20 protein-coding genes are annotated in these 18,164 nt (G+C 72.2%); 8 read left to right on the top strand and 12 right to left on the bottom strand.

The annotated features are described in order from the left end of the window. Genes ABD329_RS22395 through ABD329_RS22375 form a run of 5 tightly spaced genes read right to left on the bottom strand, consistent with a single transcriptional unit; the run spans position 1 to position 2,012 of the window. Positions 1 to 345: a sodium:proton antiporter gene (locus ABD329_RS22395; RefSeq protein WP_198280543.1), complete on the bottom strand. Its 345-nt coding sequence runs from the start codon at positions 343 to 345 to the stop codon at positions 1 to 3. Then, positions 342 to 1,142 (bottom strand): Na(+)/H(+) antiporter subunit B, encoded by an 801-nt coding sequence (locus ABD329_RS22390; protein WP_198280544.1) that lies wholly within the window; start codon positions 1,140 to 1,142, stop codon positions 342 to 344. The genes ABD329_RS22395 and ABD329_RS22390 overlap by 4 nt, the downstream gene beginning before the upstream one ends. Continuing rightward, the gene (locus ABD329_RS22385) at positions 1,139 to 1,420 is read right to left on the bottom strand and encodes a Na(+)/H(+) antiporter subunit B (RefSeq protein ID WP_198280545.1); all 282 of its coding nucleotides are present in this window, start codon (positions 1,418 to 1,420) and stop codon (positions 1,139 to 1,141) included. Before ABD329_RS22385 ends, ABD329_RS22390 begins: the two co-directional genes overlap by 4 nt. After that, the gene (locus ABD329_RS22380; protein WP_198280546.1) at positions 1,417 to 1,851 is read right to left on the bottom strand and encodes an MrpF/PhaF family protein; all 435 of its coding nucleotides are present in this window, start codon (positions 1,849 to 1,851) and stop codon (positions 1,417 to 1,419) included. Before ABD329_RS22380 ends, ABD329_RS22385 begins: the two co-directional genes overlap by 4 nt. Next, on the bottom strand, positions 1,848 to 2,012 hold the full coding sequence (locus ABD329_RS22375; RefSeq protein WP_198280547.1) for a hypothetical protein: 165 nt from the start codon (positions 2,010 to 2,012) through the stop codon (positions 1,848 to 1,850). The genes ABD329_RS22380 and ABD329_RS22375 overlap by 4 nt, the downstream gene beginning before the upstream one ends. A 199-nt stretch (positions 2,013 to 2,211) precedes the next feature. On the opposite strand from ABD329_RS22375, the gene fxsA reads away from it, so the two are divergent. Next, the gene (gene fxsA, locus ABD329_RS22370) at positions 2,212 to 2,814 is read left to right on the top strand and encodes an FxsA family membrane protein (protein WP_425574366.1); all 603 of its coding nucleotides are present in this window, start codon (positions 2,212 to 2,214) and stop codon (positions 2,812 to 2,814) included. 113 nt (positions 2,815 to 2,927) lie between these two features. On the opposite strand, the gene ABD329_RS22365 is transcribed toward fxsA, so the two are convergent. Next, complete coding sequence (locus ABD329_RS22365) at positions 2,928 to 3,302, bottom strand: RNA polymerase-binding protein RbpA (protein WP_014056358.1); 375 nt, start codon at positions 3,300 to 3,302, stop codon at positions 2,928 to 2,930. A gap of 256 nt (positions 3,303 to 3,558) precedes the next feature. Next, positions 3,559 to 4,224, bottom strand: coding sequence for a membrane protein YczE (gene yczE, locus ABD329_RS22360; RefSeq protein WP_198280548.1), 666 nt, complete (start codon positions 4,222 to 4,224; stop codon positions 3,559 to 3,561). Positions 4,225 to 4,320: 96 nt separating this feature from the next. Here yczE and ABD329_RS22355 point away from each other — a divergent pair, with 96 nt between their 5' ends. Then, positions 4,321 to 5,844 carry an SCO1417 family PLP biosynthesis transcription factor gene (locus ABD329_RS22355; protein ID WP_198280549.1) on the top strand — a complete coding sequence of 508 codons (1,524 nt, stop codon included), beginning with the start codon at positions 4,321 to 4,323 and terminating at the stop codon, positions 5,842 to 5,844. 39 nt (positions 5,845 to 5,883) lie between these two features. Here ABD329_RS22355 and ABD329_RS22350 read toward each other — a convergent pair whose 3' ends face one another. Continuing rightward, positions 5,884 to 7,527, bottom strand: a complete 1,644-nt coding sequence (locus ABD329_RS22350) for a hypothetical protein (protein WP_344316801.1) — start codon at positions 7,525 to 7,527, stop codon at positions 5,884 to 5,886. 1 nt (position 7,528) lies between these two features. Continuing rightward, complete coding sequence (locus ABD329_RS22345) at positions 7,529 to 7,723, bottom strand: hypothetical protein (protein WP_020866907.1); 195 nt, start codon at positions 7,721 to 7,723, stop codon at positions 7,529 to 7,531. A 258-nt stretch (positions 7,724 to 7,981) separates the two neighbouring features. Between ABD329_RS22345 and ABD329_RS22340 the strand changes: the two genes are divergently transcribed. The 4 genes from ABD329_RS22340 to ABD329_RS22325 all read left to right on the top strand — a co-directional run bounded on the left by ABD329_RS22340 (position 7,982) and on the right by ABD329_RS22325 (position 12,248). Beyond that, positions 7,982 to 8,407 (top strand): ankyrin repeat domain-containing protein, encoded by a 426-nt coding sequence (locus ABD329_RS22340; RefSeq protein WP_198281746.1) that lies wholly within the window; start codon positions 7,982 to 7,984, stop codon positions 8,405 to 8,407. Between the two features lie 175 nt (positions 8,408 to 8,582). Beyond that, the gene (locus ABD329_RS22335; protein WP_198281745.1) at positions 8,583 to 9,863 is read left to right on the top strand and encodes an ROK family transcriptional regulator; all 1,281 of its coding nucleotides are present in this window, start codon (positions 8,583 to 8,585) and stop codon (positions 9,861 to 9,863) included. 129 nt (positions 9,864 to 9,992) lie between these two features. Beyond that, positions 9,993 to 11,288 carry an ROK family protein gene (locus tag ABD329_RS22330; RefSeq protein WP_344316798.1) on the top strand — a complete coding sequence of 432 codons (1,296 nt, stop codon included), beginning with the start codon at positions 9,993 to 9,995 and terminating at the stop codon, positions 11,286 to 11,288. A 99-nt stretch (positions 11,289 to 11,387) separates the two neighbouring features. Continuing rightward, on the top strand, positions 11,388 to 12,248 hold the full coding sequence (locus tag ABD329_RS22325; RefSeq protein ID WP_198279967.1) for a glycoside hydrolase family 16 protein: 861 nt from the start codon (positions 11,388 to 11,390) through the stop codon (positions 12,246 to 12,248). 51 nt (positions 12,249 to 12,299) lie between these two features. On the opposite strand, the gene ABD329_RS22320 is transcribed toward ABD329_RS22325, so the two are convergent. Further along, positions 12,300 to 13,337, bottom strand: coding sequence for a serine hydrolase domain-containing protein (locus tag ABD329_RS22320; protein WP_344316797.1), 1,038 nt, complete (start codon positions 13,335 to 13,337; stop codon positions 12,300 to 12,302). A 256-nt stretch (positions 13,338 to 13,593) separates the two neighbouring features. Here ABD329_RS22320 and ABD329_RS22315 point away from each other — a divergent pair, with 256 nt between their 5' ends. Together ABD329_RS22315 and ABD329_RS22310 are read left to right on the top strand one after the other, a co-directional pair. Further along, positions 13,594 to 15,009: an MFS transporter gene (locus ABD329_RS22315; RefSeq protein ID WP_344316796.1), complete on the top strand. Its 1,416-nt coding sequence runs from the start codon at positions 13,594 to 13,596 to the stop codon at positions 15,007 to 15,009. Further along, positions 15,006 to 16,196, top strand: a complete 1,191-nt coding sequence (locus ABD329_RS22310) for an FAD-dependent monooxygenase (protein WP_198279963.1) — start codon at positions 15,006 to 15,008, stop codon at positions 16,194 to 16,196. Before ABD329_RS22315 ends, ABD329_RS22310 begins: the two co-directional genes overlap by 4 nt. A 37-nt stretch (positions 16,197 to 16,233) precedes the next feature. Here the strand turns inward: ABD329_RS22310 and ABD329_RS22305 are convergent, their stop codons facing one another. After that, positions 16,234 to 16,920, bottom strand: coding sequence for a response regulator transcription factor (locus ABD329_RS22305; RefSeq protein ID WP_198279964.1), 687 nt, complete (start codon positions 16,918 to 16,920; stop codon positions 16,234 to 16,236). Next, positions 16,917 to 18,164: a sensor histidine kinase gene (locus ABD329_RS22300; RefSeq protein ID WP_198279965.1), complete on the bottom strand. Its 1,248-nt coding sequence runs from the start codon at positions 18,162 to 18,164 to the stop codon at positions 16,917 to 16,919. The genes ABD329_RS22305 and ABD329_RS22300 overlap by 4 nt, the downstream gene beginning before the upstream one ends.

Below are 18,164 nucleotides of genomic sequence, written 5' to 3'. Positions count from 1 at the left end.
TCAGCCCTTCAGCTCGGACAGGGCGTCCGGGTCGACCGTGCCATGGCGCTTGCGGAGCTGGACGACGAGCGCGAGCAGCAGCGCGGTCACGGTCGCGCCGACCACGATGTCGGTGAGGGCGAGCGCCTGGACGACCGGATCGACCACCCGGCTGTTCGTGGGCGCGTCGGCGAAGACCGGGGCGGTGCCGCCGTTCCGGTAGCCGACGGTGAGCAGCAGCACATATGTGGAGGACTGGGTGACGGCCAGGCACCCCACGGCATGGATCAGGTCCCGGCTGGTCACCAGCCCGTACACACCGATCAGAAAGATCCATCCGGCGACCAGATACGGCAGGACCGTCACGCTCGCTCCCTCTCGTCGTCTCCGTTGCCCCCGCTGTCTCCTGTGTCCCGTGGGCTCCCGTCGTCTTCCCCGGGTTCCTCGATCTCCACCGCCTGGTCCAGGAATCGGGCCAGCAGGACCACGATCCCGCTGGTGACCTCCAGGCCGACGGCCGCGTTGAGCACCATCGCCGTGCCGCCGGAGGAGAGGGTCGCGCGGGTGCCGAAGGGCAGGACGTTGGTGAGGAACGCCGACCCCGCGAGGACGGCCGCGAGCCCGGTGATCACGTACGCCGCCTCCCCGGCGGCCTCCCCGATCTCGTAGAGGGTCAGCGGGCGGACCCGCTCCAGGGCCCGGTAGTCGGCGGCGATGTAGAGCAGATGCAGCGCGGTGGCCGCGACCACCCCGCCCTGGAAGCCGCCGCCCGGGCTGATCTGGCCGTGCGCGATCACATAGAGGCCCACCAGCAGCGCGAACGGCAGCGTCAGCAGCGCGAACCGGCGCACCTGGGGACTGACCGTGGCGGGCTCGGGATCCTTGCGGTGCTCGTCCCGGGCCTGGCGGAGCAGCACCACGGTGCCGATGACGGCCGAGAAGAGGATGGTCTCCTCGCCGAGCGTGTCGAAGGCGCGCAGATCGAAGTTGACGGACGCGATGACATTGGCCGTGTGATGGCTCAGTGCGGCGTGCACGGCCCGGGCGCCGTACGGGTGCGGGACGGTGCCGAACGCCGGGAGGTCGAAGCAGGCCGCGGCGAACAGCGCGGCGAACCCGGCGGCGCCCACCAGGAAGACCCACAGCCGGACCCGGGGGCTCATCGCTTCCGGCCCGCCGGCTTGTCCACGCCGTCCCCGCTCCCCGGGCGGCGCCGCACCTTGCGCACGGTCAGCAGGATCATCAGGGGCGTCACCGCGGAGCCGACGGCGAGCTGCGAGAGCGCGACGTCCGGCGCCTGGAGGAAGGTGAACAGCAGGGCCAGCGTCAGTCCGAGGAAGGACAGCACCAGCGCCTGCCGCACCGGGTCCCGGTTGAGCACGGCGGCGGTCGCGGCGCCCGCGACCAGCAGCAGCGCCACGACGATCAGCACATCGGTCATGCCGTGACGCCCCCCTTGCCGCCGCGGCCGCTGGTCACCACGCTGCCAGCGATCAGCAGCGCGCCGATCAGCAGCAGCTTCACCATGGCCCGGCCGGGCCCGGTCGCCACGCACAGCGGAAGCACCGTGGCGGGCACTCCGGCCAGCGCCGTCCAGCGCACCAGCCGGGAGTCGGGCAGGACGTCCAGGAAGCGGGCGTAGATCAGGGTTCCGGTGGGGCCGAGCACGCTGACCACCAGCGCCACATCGTTGTACGAGCTCCGGTGGAAGCCCTGCGCGGCCAGCAGCAGCACCAGACCGGCCAGCAGCGAGGTGAGGTTCTGGCCGATCAGCCGGTCCTTGGGCGAGCCGCAGGCGATCCGCCACAGCACCGGTACGAGCGCGAGCAGCGGCACCAGCGCCGCCGCCAGCCAGCCGTCGGAGGTGCTCACCGGTCGGCCACCGCCCGGCGCCCGGCGCGCGCGAGCACGGCGGCGGCCAGCGCGGCGGCCGACCCGACCAGGAGCTCCAGCGGGTCCACGGTGCTGATCAGCACCAGCCAGATCCCGGTCAGCGCCGCCCACCACACGAGGACCTCCAGCACAGCCGTCATTCGACACCTCCGTCGGCGGCGGGTACCCGGCCCGCCGCCGCCGATACCTCGCCCTTTCCGTGGCTTCCGCCCGGTCTCCTCCGCCGCTCCAGGACCCTCTGGGACCCCTCGTGCGTTGGAATCCATGAGATCCCCTCGATCCCCTTGGCCGTGCGACCCGCGCTCCGTATCGGTCACGGGCCCGGGCACACTTGGAGGCATGATGACCGGCGCATCGCAGCAGAGCGACCCGACCCGCCCGAAGCGCTCACGCGCCCGCACCTTCGTACCGCTGGGGATCGCCGCCTGGCTGGTGCTGGAGATCTGGCTGCTGACCCTGGTGGCGGACGCAGCCGGAGGGCTGACCGTCTTCCTGCTGCTGGTCGCGGGCGTGGTGGTGGGCGGGGCCGTGGTCAAGCGCGGCGGTCGCCGGGCGTGGCAGAGCCTGGCCGGGTCGATGCGGCCGGGCGCCGAGGAGCCCGCCGCGCGGCCGGGAAGCTCCTTCACGATGCTCGGCGGGCTGCTGCTCATGGTGCCGGGGCTGATCTCGGACGTGGCCGCGCTGGTGTGCCTGTTCCCGCCGACCCGGGCGCTGCTGCGGCGCCGCGCGGAGAGCGCGCTGTCGCGCCGGATGGGCTTCGTCCCCGGATCCCCGTCCGACCCCTTCCAGCAGGCCCGTGAGCAGTGGGAGCGCCGGGACGGGCGGGAGCGCCCGGAGCAGGGCACGGTCATCCAGGGCGAGGTGATACGGGACGGGGACGACCGGGACCGGGACGGCGACGGAGAGCCGGGACCCGGGCTGCGGCCGCGCGACCGGGGCTGAGCCACGGCTCGGCCGACGCGAAGGGGCGCAAGGGCGCACAAGGGCCGGGGCCACTGCTGAGCAGTGGCCCCGGCCCTTGTACTTCAGTTGTTACCGCAGTGCTGCCGCTCGGTTCAGGCAGACTTACGGGTGTCCCGCGGATGCACGGCGATGTTCATGGCACCGGAGCGCAGAACCGCCAGCCGCTCGGCCAGCACCTCCTCCAGCTCCTCGCGGGTGCGCCGCTCCATGAGCATGTCCCAGTGCGTGCGCGCGGGCTTGCCCTTCTTCTCCTCTGGACCGTCGCCGTCGACAAGGAGTGCCATGGCGCCGCACGCCTTGCACTCCCACTCCGGCGGGATCTCCGCCTCTACCGAGAACGGCATCTCGAATCGATGGCCGTTCTGGCATGCGTACTCCACCGCCTGGCGCGGGGCCAGATCGATGCCGCGGTCGGTCTCGTAGCTGGTCACCACGAGTCGCGTGCCGCGAAGAGCTCGCTCACTCATGAATCGTGCCTCCCGGGCTTGTCGCCCACAGGACAGGTGTCGCTGTCGTCGTCATCCGGTCAACGTCCGGTCGGCGGTGAAGATTCCCGTATAGGGACATGCGTCGCCCGTCGTGCCGCCCCGTTGTTCTACCCACAGGCGCCCGGTTTGTCACATCTGGCAGCAGATGTCACCCAGCGTTTCTGGTACTTTAGCGCGCAGTAACGGTCCGCCTGGTAGGCCAAGGGCGTACACTACCGCCCCGACGGCCCCAGCCCTAAATCAGGTCCCGGACCGGGGTCTCGGCGCCGCCGCGCGCCACGATCCCAGGGCCCGTCCCGCCGGGTGCGGGAATCGCGAAGACGCGCAGGAAGAACTGCGAAAGCGGCCCGATGGTCAGCGCGAACAGCACCGTTCCCACCCCCACCGAGCCGCCCAGCGCGAAGCCCGTGGCCAGCACCGCCAGCTCGATCCCGGTCCGCACCAGCCGGATCGACCACCCGGTGCGCCGGTGCAGCCCCGTCATCAGCCCGTCCCGCGGACCCGCCCCGAACCGCGCCGAGATGTAGAGCCCGGTGGCCGCTCCGCACAGCACGATCGCGAAGAGCAGCAGCGGAATCCGTACCGCCAGCGCCTCCGGCTCCGGTACCAGCCACAGTGTGCCGTCCATCACAGGCCCGATCACCAGCACGTTCGACACCGTGCCCAGCCCCGGTCGCTGGCGCAGCGGGATCCACAGCAGCAGCGCGGCGACGCCGACGACGACCGTCACCGTGCCGATCGACAGCGAGATGTGCTCGGAGACGCCCTGGTGGAAGGCGTCCCACGGGTCGAGACCGAGCATGGCGCGCAACTGGAGTCCCATGGACACCCCGTAGAGCACCAGCCCCACGTAGAGCTGGGCGAGACGGCGTGGAAGGCGGCGGCGTGGAAGGTCGGACAACGCGTGCTCCTGGTGTGAGTGGCCTGCGGCATGTCACTCTGTGGCCCGGAACCAGTCCAGTTCCACGGCCAATCTCCGAAAGGTGGACCGCATCCGATGAGTCCATGGACGTCCGCTGTCGGGGCACCCCAACTGGCCCGGCTGCTCGGGTCACAGCACACCCGCGACGGCGTGGCCGCCGGGGCCGCGGCCTCACTGACCGGGGGCCGCCGCGTCCCCGCCTACCGCTCGCTCGCCGACGGCGTACGGCTGCTCATCCTGGAGGGCAGGGTTCCGGTCGCGGCCCGCCTCCCCGCCGAGCGCGAACTCGCCGCGGCGCTCGCGGTCAGCCGCACCACCGTCGCCGCCGCCTACGAGGCGCTGCGCGGCGAGGGGTTCCTGGAGTCCCGGCGCGGCGCCGGGAGCTGGACCGCCATGCCCGCCGGAAGTCCGCTGCCCACCCGGGGGCTCGATCCGCTCCCGCCCGAGGCCGCGGCCTCCGTGATCGACCTCGGCTGTGCCGCGCTGCCCGCCCCCGAGCCCTGGCTCACCCGCGCGATGCGCGGCGCGCTGGACGAACTGCCGCCCTACGCCCACACCCACGGCGACTACCCCGCCGGGCTGCCCGCCCTGCGCCAGGCGCTCGCCGACCGCTACACCGCCCGTGGCATACCGACCATGCCCGAGCAGATCATGGTCACCACCGGCGCCATGGGGGCCGTCGCCGCCGCCTGCCGGCTGATGGTCCGGCCCGGGGAGCGGGTCGCCGTCGAATCGCCCAGCTACGCCAACATCCTCCAGCTGATGCGCGAGGCGGGCGCCCGGCTCGTCCCCGTCGCCATGGCCGACCGGCTGGCGGGCTGGGACATCCCGTCCTGGCGCCAGGTGCTCAGCGCCGCCGCGCCCCGGCTGGCCTACGTCATCGCCGACTTCCACAACCCCACCGGCGCCCTCGCCACCGAGGACCAGCGCCGCCAGCTCGTCGACGCCGCCCGCTCCGCCGGAACGGTCCTGATCGCCGACGAGACCATGGCCGAGCTGCGGCTGGACGACGAGGTGGAGCTGGTCCGGCCGGTCTGCGCCTTCGACCCGGCGGGCAGCACCGTGATCACCGTCGGCTCGGCGAGCAAGACCTTCTGGGCGGGGCTGCGGATCGGCTGGGTGCGCGCCGCGCCCGATGTCATCCGCAGCCTGGTCGCCGCCCGCGCCTACGCCGACCTGGGCACCCCCGTCATCGAACAGCTCGCCGTCGCCTGGCTGCTGAACACCGGCGGCTGGGAGGAGGCCATCGGGATCCGCCGGGAGCTCGCGCGCGGCAACCGGGACGCGCTCGTCGAGGCACTGCGGCGCCATCTGCCCGACTGGGAGTTCACCGTTCCGCACGGCGGGCTCACCCTCTGGGCCCGCACCGGCGGCCTCTCCGGGTCCCGCATCGCCGAGGCGGGCGCCCGGCTGGGGGTCCGGGTGCCGTCGGGGCCGCGCTTCGGGGTGGACGGCGCGTTCGAGGGGTACGTACGGCTGCCGTTCACGGTCGGGGGAGCGGTCGCGGAGAAGGCCGCCACCCGGCTGGCCTCGGCCGCCGACCTGGTGGCCACGGGTGCCACGGTCGAGGCGGAGGTGCCGCGCACGTATGTGGCCTGACCCGCCGTAAGGCGATGTGGCGGCGACCGGCCCCGGTGGCTAACCCCCGACGGGTGCCGGGGCCTGGGGCGCCGCCGGGTCCGGGGCCGGGAGCAGCCGGAGCACCGCCTGCCGCTCGGCCTCGCCGGCCGCCTCGTCGTACGGATCGGGCGTGGCCGGCACCTGGATGCGGTGCACCGGGCCCGCGCCGAGGCGGGCATAGCCACGGCCTGGGGGCACCTCGGGCGTCGGGGTGGTGTGCGGCGGCGCCCCGAGGACGGCCGTGACCTGCTCGGACGAGACCGGACCCAGTACCACCCGGGCCCGGGTGTGGCTCCGTACGGCCTCGCTCAGCGCCTCCGCGGCGTCCAGCTGATCGGCCACCACCACCCGTACGTTCGCCGCCCGTCCGTGCCGCAGCGGCACGGACAGCAGCTCCTGCGGATCGGTGCGGCCGTCCGCCGCCGCGAGATGGCTCATCACCGACGGCCGGTCCAGCAGGATCCACAGCGGGCGCCGGATGTCCTCCGGCGGCGGGTGCCGCAGCTGGCGGGCGCGGTTGGCGGCGATCAGCCGGCGCTCGGTCTCATGGCCCGCCCACTCCAGCGTGGCCAGCATCCCGGCCGGTCCGCACTCCACGGCCAGCACCCCCGTGCGTCCGCTCAGACACGCGTACTCGCCGGTGCCGCCGCCGTCCACCACCAGCACCTCGCCCTGGGACAGCGCCTGGAGCGCGATGGAGCGCAGCAGGGTCGTGGTGCCGCTTCCGGGCTGGCCGAGCGCGAGCAGATGCGGTTCGGTCGAACGGGGGCCGGTGCGCCAGACCACCGGCGGTACGTCCTGGGTCTCCGGCCCGTCCCCTGCCGCCTTCGTGAGGCCGACCTCCCTCGTGCCCTCCGCGCTCTCCTCGTCCTCCTCGTCCTCCCCGCACGTCTCCGGCCCCGCCAGCACCGGCAGCGTCCGCTGCACCGACGAGGGGTCGGTGAAGCCCAGCACGGTCTCACCGGGCGCGGTGACGAAGCGCTGGGCGTGGATCGCGGTGGACAGGGCGGGCAGCACGGTCAGGGTGAGGTTGTTCGCCTCCTCGTCCCACTCGAACAGGTATTCACGGCCGCGCCCCGACTTCGCGTACAGCAGTTGCTCGATCCGGGTGCGGGCCGCGGGCTCGCCGTCGGTGAAGTACGCCGGGTAGTGGAGGCGCAGCCGGGTGAGCCGTCCGTTCTCGTCGAAGGCGAAGGAGTCGAACGCCTCGGACCAGTCGCCGCCGTGGCTGTAGAGCGGGCTGGGGTCCTCGGAGGCGGAGAAGTACGGCACCAGCGCCTCGTAGAGCGTGCGCAGCCGCTCGGTCCCGTCGGCGGGCGTCTCGGAGGCGGCTCCGGCACGCCCCCGCCCGGCCCAGCCCGCCGCGCCGATCAGGCTGATCGCCGCCGCCAGGGGCCCGTACGGCAGCAGGTAGAGGACGAAGCCGCAGGCGACCGCGAGGGTGAACACCGGTCCGCGGCGGTCGCCCGGCAGCTCCGTCCACTTGCGCCGCCCGACGGCGGCGAGCACGCGCAATCCGCGCGAGAGCGCGACCAGCGGCTGGAGCACATCGGCGACGCCGTCGGCCGTGCTGCGGGCGAAGGCCCGGCCGCGGCCGGGCGGGACGAGCGGGGTGCCCCCGGCGCTGCCGAGGCGGAGGCGGGGGAGCGGTCTCCGTCCCACGTCAGATCTTGATCCCACCCAAGAGGCTGGCGAGGCTCGCGCCGCCCGCCTTGATGCTCGGGGCGATCGCGGTGGACGCGAGATAGAAGCCGAAGAGCGCACAGATGACCGCGTGCGACCCCTTCAGGCCGTCCTTGCGGAAGAAGATGAAGACGATGATGCCGAGCAGTACGACGCCGGAAATGGAAAGGATCATCACGGTCTCCTGGCTGATGGGGGACGGTCAGTCACCATGAGTGGTTCCAGGATCACAGCATGTATCCATCGGGCGAAAGGTGCAATTGGGTGGATTATCGGTGTAATCATCACCATGGAGGCGTGGCGCTACGGGCCGACCGCCTGCCGGGCGGGGTGCCCGCTGCCGGGCGGGGTGCCCGCCTGCCCGGGTGGGTCGTCCGCCGTCCTTAGGGTGGATGATCACATACCCAGGTAGCGAAGCCGGAGGCGACAGGCCATGACCGAATCGAACCCCGAGAGCGAGCCCGCCCACGACCCGGAGGTGCTCCAGCTGGCGGCCAAGGTCTTCGACCTGGCCCGGCAGGGTGACACCGATACGCTCGCCGCCTATGTGGACGCGGGCGTCCCGGCCAACCTCACCAACGACAAGGGCGATTCCCTGCTCATGCTCGCGGCCTACTACGGCCATCCCGCGACGGTTTCGGCCCTGCTGGAGCGCGGCGCCGACCCCAATCGGGTGAACGAGCGGGGTCAGACCCCCATCGCGGGCGCCGCGTTCAAGGGTGATGCGGAGGTGCTGAGGGTGCTGCTGGCCAAGGGTGCCGACCCGCGCGCCGGATCGCCCTCGGCCGTCGAGACGGCGCGGATGTTCGGGCGGGAGGATCTGCTGGCGCTGTTCCAGGCCCCCGGTCCGGAGCGGTGATGAACCGTGCGGCGGCATAAGACGGCGCCACTCGGCCGCCGTTGGCCGTCAACCCACCCTTGACCGTTCAAAAAGTGAAGCGCGAGACTTCATTCAGACCGTGAGTTAAGCGATGAAACCAGTCGGCGTCAAGAGCGGCCGCGTCCGGTAGGTTCGGGCAGGGGGAAGGAGCCCGATGGGTCAGATGAACCGACGGACCGTCCGCGACCTGCGGCGCGGCAACCGCTCGACGCTGCTGCGCCAGCTGTACTTCCGGGGCCCGGTGAGCCGTCAGGAACTGGGGACGCTCACCGGGCTCAGCTCCGGTTCGGTCAGCAATGTCGTCGGCGAACTGCTCGCCGACGAACTCGTGGAGGAGGCCGGGTCCGTCGAGTCCGACGGCGGCCGCCCCCGCACGCTGCTGCGGGTCGCGCCGGGCGGCGGCCATCTCATCGGCGTCGACGTCGGCGAAACCCATGTCCGCGTGGAGCTGTTCGACCTCGCGCTGACCGAACTGGCCCGGTGGGAGCACCCGCTGACGCCCGGAGGGCTGGAGCGGGACCCGGAGCCGGTCGTCGGCCACATCCTGACCGGCCTGAACGCGGTCGTCGACAAGAGCGGCGCCTCTCCGGAGGCGGTCATCGGCGTCGGGGTCGGCGTCCCCGGCGTCGTCGAACAGGGGGACGAGATCCTCGTCCACGGCCCGTCCGCCGGGCGGGACGCGGTGCCGCTCGAGCGGCTGCTGCGCACCGGCACCGATCTGCCGCTGTTCATCGACAACGGCGCCACCGCGCAGGGACAGGCCGAGATGTGGTTCGGCGCGGGGCGCGGCGCGGACAACGCGGTGATCGCGCTGATCGGCTCAGGCGTCGGCGCGGCCATCGTGACCGCCGGGGTGCCGTACCGGGGCGCGACCAGCAGCGCGGGGGAGTGGGGGCACACGGTCGTCCAGGTCGGCGGGCGCGCCTGCCGATGCGGTGCGGTCGGCTGTCTGGAGGCGTACGTCGGGGCGCAGGCGGTGCTCGACCGCTACGGGCAGGGCGGGCGCGGAGCCGGTGAGGGCGACGCGGATGGTGTGGGCGGTGGCGGTGAGGGCGACGCGGGTGGTGCCGCCGAGGACGGCGCGGACGGTGCCGGTGAGGACCAGCAGGCCGCGTTCGCCGCGATCGTGGGGGCCGCCGGGAGCGAGGCGCGGGCGCGCGAGGTGCTGGAGGAGACCGCCGCCTACCTCGGCGCGGGCATCGCCGATCTGATCAACCTCTTCAACCCCGAGCGGATCATCCTCGGCGGCTGGGCCGGACTGCTCCTCGGCGGCCGCGTCCTCCCCAGGATCCGGGCCGCCACCGCCTCCTACGCGCTGCGCAGGCCGTACGCCCGGACCGAGATCGGGCTGGCCGAACTGGGGCCCGACGCCGTGGCGCTGGGCGCGGCCACGCTTCCGCTGGCGCACTTCCTCGCCACCGGTGGAGCGCGCTGAGGGTTCGACTTCTGTCGGTTCAGGGGGAGTTGGGGTGGACCTCGCCTCAAATTCTTTGATGCAAGAAGGTCCAGACCTATTGACATGCATCGAACAGGGCTGGACATTGTGTCTCCCCGGAGGTGACCGATGACGGCCAAGGCGCGGACAGCCCAGCCCTCGCTGCGCACCACCGTGCGCGATCCGCGGCGCGGCAGCCGCTCCTCGCTGCTGTGGACGCTGTATCTGCACGCGCCGCTCAGCCGCCAGGAGCTCGTGAGCCGTACGGGGCTCGGCGCCACCACCGTGAAGACGGTCATCGGCGAACTGATCGCCGAAGGCGTCGTCACGGAAGAGGCGGAATCGCACCGGCTGCGGCCGGCCGCCGAGCACCGGTACGTCATCGGCGCCGAGGTCGCCGATACCCGGGTCCGCGTCGGGCTGTTCGACCTCGCACTCACCCAACGGGCCGGGGCCGTCCACCCGTTACCCTCCGGTCCCTCCCCCGAGCACGGCGCCGCGACCGCCGTCCGCCACATCCTGACCTTCCTGGACGCCGTCATCGAGGAAGCCGGAATTCCCCACGGGCACATCCTCGGCGTCGGCATCGGCGTTTCGGCCACCGGCTGGGACGGCGTCCCCCTGGAGCGGATGCTGCGCACCGGCACCGCGCTGCCCCTGCACATCGACAACGGCGCGGCGGCCCTGGGCCGGGCCGAGATGTGGTTCGGCGCGGGCCGCGGCGTCCAGCACGGCGTCGTCGCGCTCATCGGCTCCGGCGTCTCCGCGAGCGTCATCACCCACGGCTCCCCCTACCGGGGTGCCACCGACAGCGCGGGCGAGTGGGGCCACACCACCGTCCAGGCCGGGGGCCGCCGCTGCCGGTGCGGCGCCCGCGGCTGCCTGGAGGCGTACGTCGGGGCCGAGGCGGTCCTGGAGCGCTACCGCCAGGCCCGGCGCGGCCGTGTCACCCCCGGCGCCGACCAGGAGTCCGCGTTCGCCGCGCTGCTCTCGGCCGCCGACACCTCGTCCGCCGCACAGCGCGTCCTGGAGGAGGCGGCGGTGTACTTGGGCGCCGGAATCGCCAATCTCGTCAACCTCTTCAACCCCCAGCGGATCATCCTCGGTGGCTGGGCCGGGCTGATGTTCGGCGCCCGTATGCTGCCGCGGATCCGCGAGACGGTGGCCGCGCAAGCGCTGCGCAGACCCTATGCGCAGACCGACATCGGGCTGTGCGGGCTCGGTCCCCACGCCGTGGCACTCGGCGCCGCCGCCCTGCCCGTCCGCCACTTCCTGACCGAGGGCGCCCACCGTCCCGCCCGCCGCCCGGCCACCAACCCTCAAGGAGCGCTGACGCGCCCTCCCCCCGTCTGTGGCCCGGCCACCACCACTCCGCGAGGAGCGCTGACGCGCGCGGCCCCCACCGCCCGTATGCCCGTGCCTTAAGCCCGCGGACCCCGGCCCCCAACCGCCGGACACACACCTTCCCCCACCGGACCGGCACCCACCGGTCCCATCCCCCACACAGGAAGGCACCACCGTTCCATGAGAAGTACGTTGCGCAATACCGTGATCGGCCTGCTCTCCGCGACCGCGCTCGCCGCCACTCCCTGGCTCACCGCACCGGCCACGGCCTCCACGGACACCCCCCGGGCCAAGGCCGCCGCGGCCGAGTTCACCGACAACTTCGACGGCGCCGCGGGCAGCGCGGTCGACGGCTCCAAGTGGGGCCTGGAGACCGGCGACAACGTCAACAACCACGAGCGGCAGTACTACACCGACGGCAACAAGAACGCGGCGCTGGACGGCAACGGCAACCTCGTCATCACCGCCCGCAAGGAGAACCCGGCCAACTACAACTGTTGGTACGGCCGGTGTGAGTACACCTCCGCCCGCCTCAACACCTCCCAGAAGTTCACCACGGCCTCCGGCCACGTCGAGGCCCGGATGAAGCTGCCGCAGGGCCAGGGCATGTGGCCCGCCTTCTGGATGCTCGGCAACGACATCGGCAGCGCGGGCTGGCCCAACTGCGGCGAGATAGACATCATGGAGAACGTGGGCTTCGAGCCCAGCACCGTCCACGGCACCATCCACGGCCCCGGCTACTCCGGCTCGGGCGGCATCGGCGCCGGCTACACCCTGCCCAATGGCGGCAAGTTCTCCGACGGCTTCCACACCTTCGCCATCGACTGGTCGCCGAACAAGATCACCTGGTCCGTCGACGGCAACGTCTACCAGACCCGCACGCCCTCCGACCTGAACGGCAACCGCTGGGTCTTCGACCACCCCTTCTACATCATCCTCAACCTGGCCGTCGGCGGTTACTGGCCGGGCGACCCGGACGGCAACACCTCCTTCCCGCAGCAGCTGGTCGTCGACTACGTCAAGGTGACGGGCGGCAGCTGACGCCCGCGGCCGATGTGGAAGCCCGCTTCAGCGGTGTGCTCGCTGGTGTCATCAGCAGGGGCGGACCGCCTCCGAGACCGCCGCGACGAGGGCTTCCACATCGGCACCCCAGCGTGAGACGAGGGTGAGGTCACGGGCCGGGTCCACCCACAGGAGGTGATTGCCGCCGTTGCCCCGGGCACAGCGCCCGGTCGACGGGGCCTGTGGCCACACCACTCGGCCGTCGTTGAGCCACCACGACAGCCCGTACTCCGGTTTGACCGCACACGGTGTCCACAACGCCTCGATCCAGCGCCGTGACACGATCCGGCGCCCGGCCCACTCCCCACCGCTCAGGCAGAGTTCGCCGATACGGGCCAGGTCGAGCGCGCTGATCCACAGTCCGCCGCCCCAGTGGGCGCCGCCGGACACCACGGGAACGCGGACCCCGTCGACGTCCACGAACGAGTTGTCGTAGCCGTGCCACGACCATGAGCCGGAGGCCCCGATGGGCTCCATCACCCGGGTGCGCAGCACCTCCGGCAGCGGCCGCCGCACCAGGACGGTGAGCGCGAGCGCCGTCAGATTCACCCGCACATCGTTGTAGGCCCACCCTTCACCGGGCGGCCCACCCGCCGACTCCGTCCCCTCGCGGACGCTCTGGGCGTCCACCCCCGTCGGCTTCCCCCACAGCTCGCCCTCCCACTGGCTCGTCTGGTCCAGCAGCTGCCGCCAGCTGATCCGGCGCCCGTGCGCATCCGCGAACTGGGGCAACTCCACGGAGCCGCAGACGGGTTCGTCCAGCCGTAGCAGTCCGTCGTCGAAGGCGATGCCCGCGACGAGGGCCAGCACGCTCTTGGTCGCGCTGAAGGCCATCTCCACCCGGCCCGGATCGCCCCAGTGGGCGAGCACCTCGCCGCGCCGCACGACGACGCCACCGGGCCCGCCCCCGTCCAGCAGCGGCCCGATCACCTCGCGGTGCGAGGCATCCGCCACCTGCGCCGCGAGGTAGCTCTCCATGTCCTCGACCCCGGCCACGGGCCGTCCCGCCCGCTCCCGCACGGCCCGCTCCAGCGCGACCGTGTCGACTCCCGCCCAGGCATCACTCACCGGCCCATCGTCCAGTCGCCCTCCCGCTCGTGGCAACACACCCTCCGTCCGTCCTGTAGTGCGCAGGCACCAGGACACGTGGGTGGCTGGTCCGGGTGCACCAGGGGAAGACGGCGGCGGGAGACGATGCCCGGCGGGGCGCCGGACGGGAGTGTTGGAGGCGCGTGAATCCCGCGCATCGCGCACACATCGAGCAAGTTCACGCACTCGCTCGCCACCAACGATCTCGCTCGCAACCAACGAGGAAAAGGACGCCATGTCCCAAGCTGTGGTTTCCCCGTCCCCGCCCCGGCCCCCGGTCCGCATCGGGAGGCTGTCGATCGGTGCCCTCGGCATCCTGGCACTGGCCCTCGGCACCCTACAGACAGTGGTGGATCCCGCGCTCCCGCTGCTCCAACGTGAGCTGGGCGTCAGCTCCGGCGAAGGGGCGCTGGTCTCCAACGCGGTGCTCATCACCGGCGCCGCCGTCGCACCCGTCGCAGGCAAACTCGGCGACCGCTACGGCGGGAAGCGGGTGCTGGTCCGGCTGATGGCCGTGGTCTCGGCCGGTGGTCTGTTGGCCGCTCTGGCACCGAATCTGCCGGTGTTGTTGCTCGGTCAGGTGTTGCAGGGCGCCATGGTGGGCGCGCTGCCCCTTTCCTTCATCCTGGTGCGCAAACACCTCCCGGCAGGAGAGTCACAGCTGGGGATGGGTGTGGTCATGGCGCTGTTCACGGGCGGCGGCATGGTGGGAACGCTGACCGCCGGGCCGATCGCGGAAGGGCTCTCCTGGCATTGGATGTTCGCGCTGCCGACGATCGCGATCATCGCGATGACGTTGGCCGTGGCCCGGTTGATGCCGCATGATCCGCCGATCGAATCGGAGTACAGGTTCGACTGGCCGGGCGTGGTTCTGCTGAGCGGCACACTGCTCGCGTTCATGCTCGGGCTCGTGAGGGTGACGGGCGAGGACGGTCTGCCGCCGCTCGCGATCGGGGCTCTCGCGGTGGTCGTGGCGGCCCTCGCGACCGGATGGGTCGTCGTCGAGCGCCGGGCCGCCTCGCCGATGGTCGATCTGCGCATGCTGGCGAAGCCCGCGATGTGGCACGCGTGCATGCTCACCATCGTCATCACCACCAGTTTCGGAATGGTGAGCTTTCTGCTCCCACAGCTGTTCGGGGTGGCGGGCGACGGGTACGGCTTCGGAGCCGACACCACCGACATCGGACTGTTCCTGCTCCCCGGCGCCATCGCAGGGGCGGTGAGCGATTCGGTCGGCGGGATCACGGCGCGGCGTTTCGGGCTCCGGGCCGTGGTGATCGTGGGTGCCGTCGTCACGGCGGCCACGATGCTCGCCCTGGTGTCGCTGCACACGGCGGAATGGCAGCTCGTCCTCGCGAAGGCGCTGGCCGCGATGGCCGCGGGCGCCGGTACCACGGCGCTGCTCACCAGCGCCGTCGGCGCCGTCGAGACCAAGGACACCGGCATCGCCACCAGCGTGCTCGTGGTGACACGCGTGGTCGGCATCGCCCTGGGCGTCCAGATCGCCGCCGCGATCCTCGACGCCGGGGCCGCCCCGACGACGGGCCTGCCCGCCGAATCGGCCTTCGTCACCGGTTTCGCCGTCGCCGGTCTCGTTGCCGCGCTGTCCGTGCTCGTTGTCCGTATCACGAAGAAAGAAGCCCAGGCATGACACCTACCGGCAAAGTCCTGATCTCCGGCGCCAGCATCGCCGGACCCGCGCTGGCGTACTGGCTGCACCGGTCCGGATTCGCGGTCACAGTGGTGGAGAAGGCAGCCGCGCTGCGCGGCGGTGGCTACCCGATCGACATCCGCGGTACCGCGACGGAGGTGGTCCGGCGGATGGGGATACTGCCGCGGCTGCGGGACGCGCACGTCGACTCGCGCCGCTGCACCTTCCTCGACGCCGATGGCAGTGAAGTGGCCTCGCTCAGCCCGTCGACCGTGGCCGGCGGTGTCGAGGGACAGGACCTCGAGGTGCGGCGTGGCGACCTGGCCACGGCCCTGTACGGAAAAGTCCGCGACGACGTGGAGTTCCTGTTCGGCGACTCCATCGACACCCTCGACCAGTCAGGACACGGGGTCGACATCACGTTCCACAGCGGGCGACGGCGCACGTTCGACCTGGTGGTCGGCGCCGACGGTATGCACTCACACACCCGGGAGTCCGTGTTCGGCCCCGAAGAACGGTTCCACCGCTACCTCGGCTACTGCTTCGCCATATTCACCATGCCGAACACCTTCGGGCTCTCCCGTGAGGTGATGATGTGGAACACCCCGGGGAAGGCCGCGGCCCTCTACGCCGTCGGGGACAACGACGAGCTGCACGCCTTCCTGACCTTTCACCAACCGGAACCGCCGGGCGCTGCCCTCCGGAACCCCGACGCCCAGCGGGACCTGGTCGCCACGGTCTTCGCGGGCGCGGGGTGGGAGGTCCCCGGCATGGTCAACGCCATGCGCGACGCGAATGACCTGTTCTTCGACACGGCCGGTCAGATCCGCATGCCCCACTGGTCCAGCGGCCGCGTGGCGCTCGCCGGCGACGCCGCGTACGCACCCTCGTTCCTCACCGGACAGGGCTCGAGCCTCGCGCTGGTCGGCGCGTACATGCTCGCCAACGCCCTGGCCACGAACCGGGACCACACCGCTGCCTTCGCCGCCTACGAACGCGACGTCCGTGAGTTCGTCGCCATGAATCAGGCACTGGTCGACAACGGTGGGGCCAGGCTCTTCCCCACCACGGCGCGGGCCCTGGAGCAACGCAACACCATGCTGCGTGGCCTCGTCACCATGCCCTCCGGGACACCACGACCGGCCCACTCAGCCCTTACGCTGCCCGAGTTCGCCCCGATGCCGTGACCTGACGGGTCCATTCGGAGAGGGCGTCGGCACCGCGCTAACTGGAGGCGGTGCCGCCGCCCGGGGCGGCCTGGGCCAGACCCGTCTGGTAGGCGATGACGACGAGTTGCGCCCGGTCGCGGGCCTCCAGCTTCGTCATGGCGCGCTGCACATGGGCGCGGACGGTGAAGGGGCTGAGGAACATCTGCTCGGCGATCTCCTGGTTGGACAGGCCGGTCGCGACCAGGGCCACCATCTCGCGTTCACGCGGGGTGAGCACGGCGAGCCGTTCGGGGTGGTGCGGCGGGTCGTCCGGTGTGGCCAGGAAGCGGGCGACCAGGGAGCGGGTCGCGGCCGGGGACAGAAGGGTGTCGCCGTCGGCGATCGTACGCACGGCGTCCAGCAGGTCCTCCGCCCCGATGCCCTTGCCGATGAAGCCGCCGGCCCCCGCGCGCAGCGCCTGCGCCACGTACTCGTCGGTCTCGTACGTGGTGAGGATCAGGATGCGGCTGGCACGCAGTTCCGGGTCCGCGCAGATCTCCGACGTGGCGGTGAGACCGTCCACCTCGGGCATCCGGATGTCCATGATCACCACGTCCGGGCGCAGCTCCCGGCTGAGTCTCACCGCCTCCCTGCCGTCGGCGGCCTCACCGACCACGGTGATGTCGTCGGCGGAGTCGAGAAGCAGCCGGAAGGCCCCGCGCAGCAGGGCCTGATCGTCGGCGAGCAGCACCCGGAGCGTCATGGCGCATCCCCGGCCTCTCTGTCCTTGGCGGGCGGGAGGGGCAGCTCGGTGGAGACGAGGAAGCCGCCCTCCGGGCGTCTGCCCGCGGAGAGGTGTCCCCCGACCGCGGTGGCACGTTCACGCATTCCGATCAGACCGTAACCGGATGGACGGTCCGGCACGGTGGACGCGTTCGGTCCCGTGGCGGTCGGCGCCGTACGGGCGCCCCTTCCGTCGTCGGCGACGGTGATGGTCAAGCGATCGCGGTTCCAGGCGAGGTGCACCAGGGCGCTGCCGGTACCGGCGTGCTTGGTCACGTTGGTCAGGGCCTCCTGGATGATGCGGTAGGCGGTGAGGTCCACTCCCGGCGGCAGCGGCCTGGCCGTGCCCTCCTGTCGCACCGACACCTCCAGACCGGCGCGGCGGAACGACTCGAGGAGCGTGGGAAGCTGGGACAGCCCGGGCGCCGGTTCGGCGGGCGCGTCCGCGTCCCCGGACTGACGCAGCAGACCGACCGTGGCCCGCAGCTCGTCGAGCGCGTCGCTGGTGGTCTCGACGAGTTCCTTGAGGCTCTTGCGGGTCTGCTCCGGGCGGGCGTCGAAGAGGTGGGCGGCGACCGTGGCCTGCGCGTTGGCCAGGGTGATCTGACTGGCCACGAGGTCGTGCAGTTCCCGGGCGATGCGCACCCGTTCCTCGCCCACTCTCCGGCGCGCCTCGATGTCCCGGCTCTTCTCGGCCTGCCGGGCCCGCTCCTCCACGGCCGCCAGGTAGGCCCGTCGGTTCCGCACCGAGTGCCCGAGCACCCCGGCCGCCAGCGGGAACGCCGCCACCGCGCCCACCCTGCTCGCGTCCTTCCCCGAGAGGGCCCCGAACAAGGGGGTGGAGGCGACCAGCAGCGCCGCGGAGATGAGCGACACCGCGCCCACCGCGTGCCGTTCGGTGCGCGCGGTGAGCGAGTAGGAGTAGGCGGTGATCCCGGCGGGGGCAACGATGAGCGGGCTGAGCAGGAGGCCCAAGGGCGGCACCAGCACGCCGCTCGCGGTGGTGACCGCCATGGCGATCAGGGGCGCCCGGTGCCGCACCGGCAGCACGGCACAGGACACCACCGCGATGAAGTAGGCGGCGGCAGGCGGCGGTTGCAGCGTGCTGCCGTCGTCCCCCACCACGCCGCCGACCAGACAGAGCGCGAACGCCGTCGCCGTGAGCGCACCCTCCCGCCACCACGTGCCGCGTGATCGCGGACCACCGCCGGCCCTATGCGTCAT

Origin of the sequence: Streptomyces javensis (assembly GCF_039525925.1) — a bacterium.
Lineage (GTDB): Bacteria > Actinomycetota > Actinomycetes > Streptomycetales > Streptomycetaceae > Streptomyces > Streptomyces asiaticus.
Note: the sequence above shows the minus strand (reverse complement) of the source record. Positions and strands in the feature narration are given on the sequence as shown.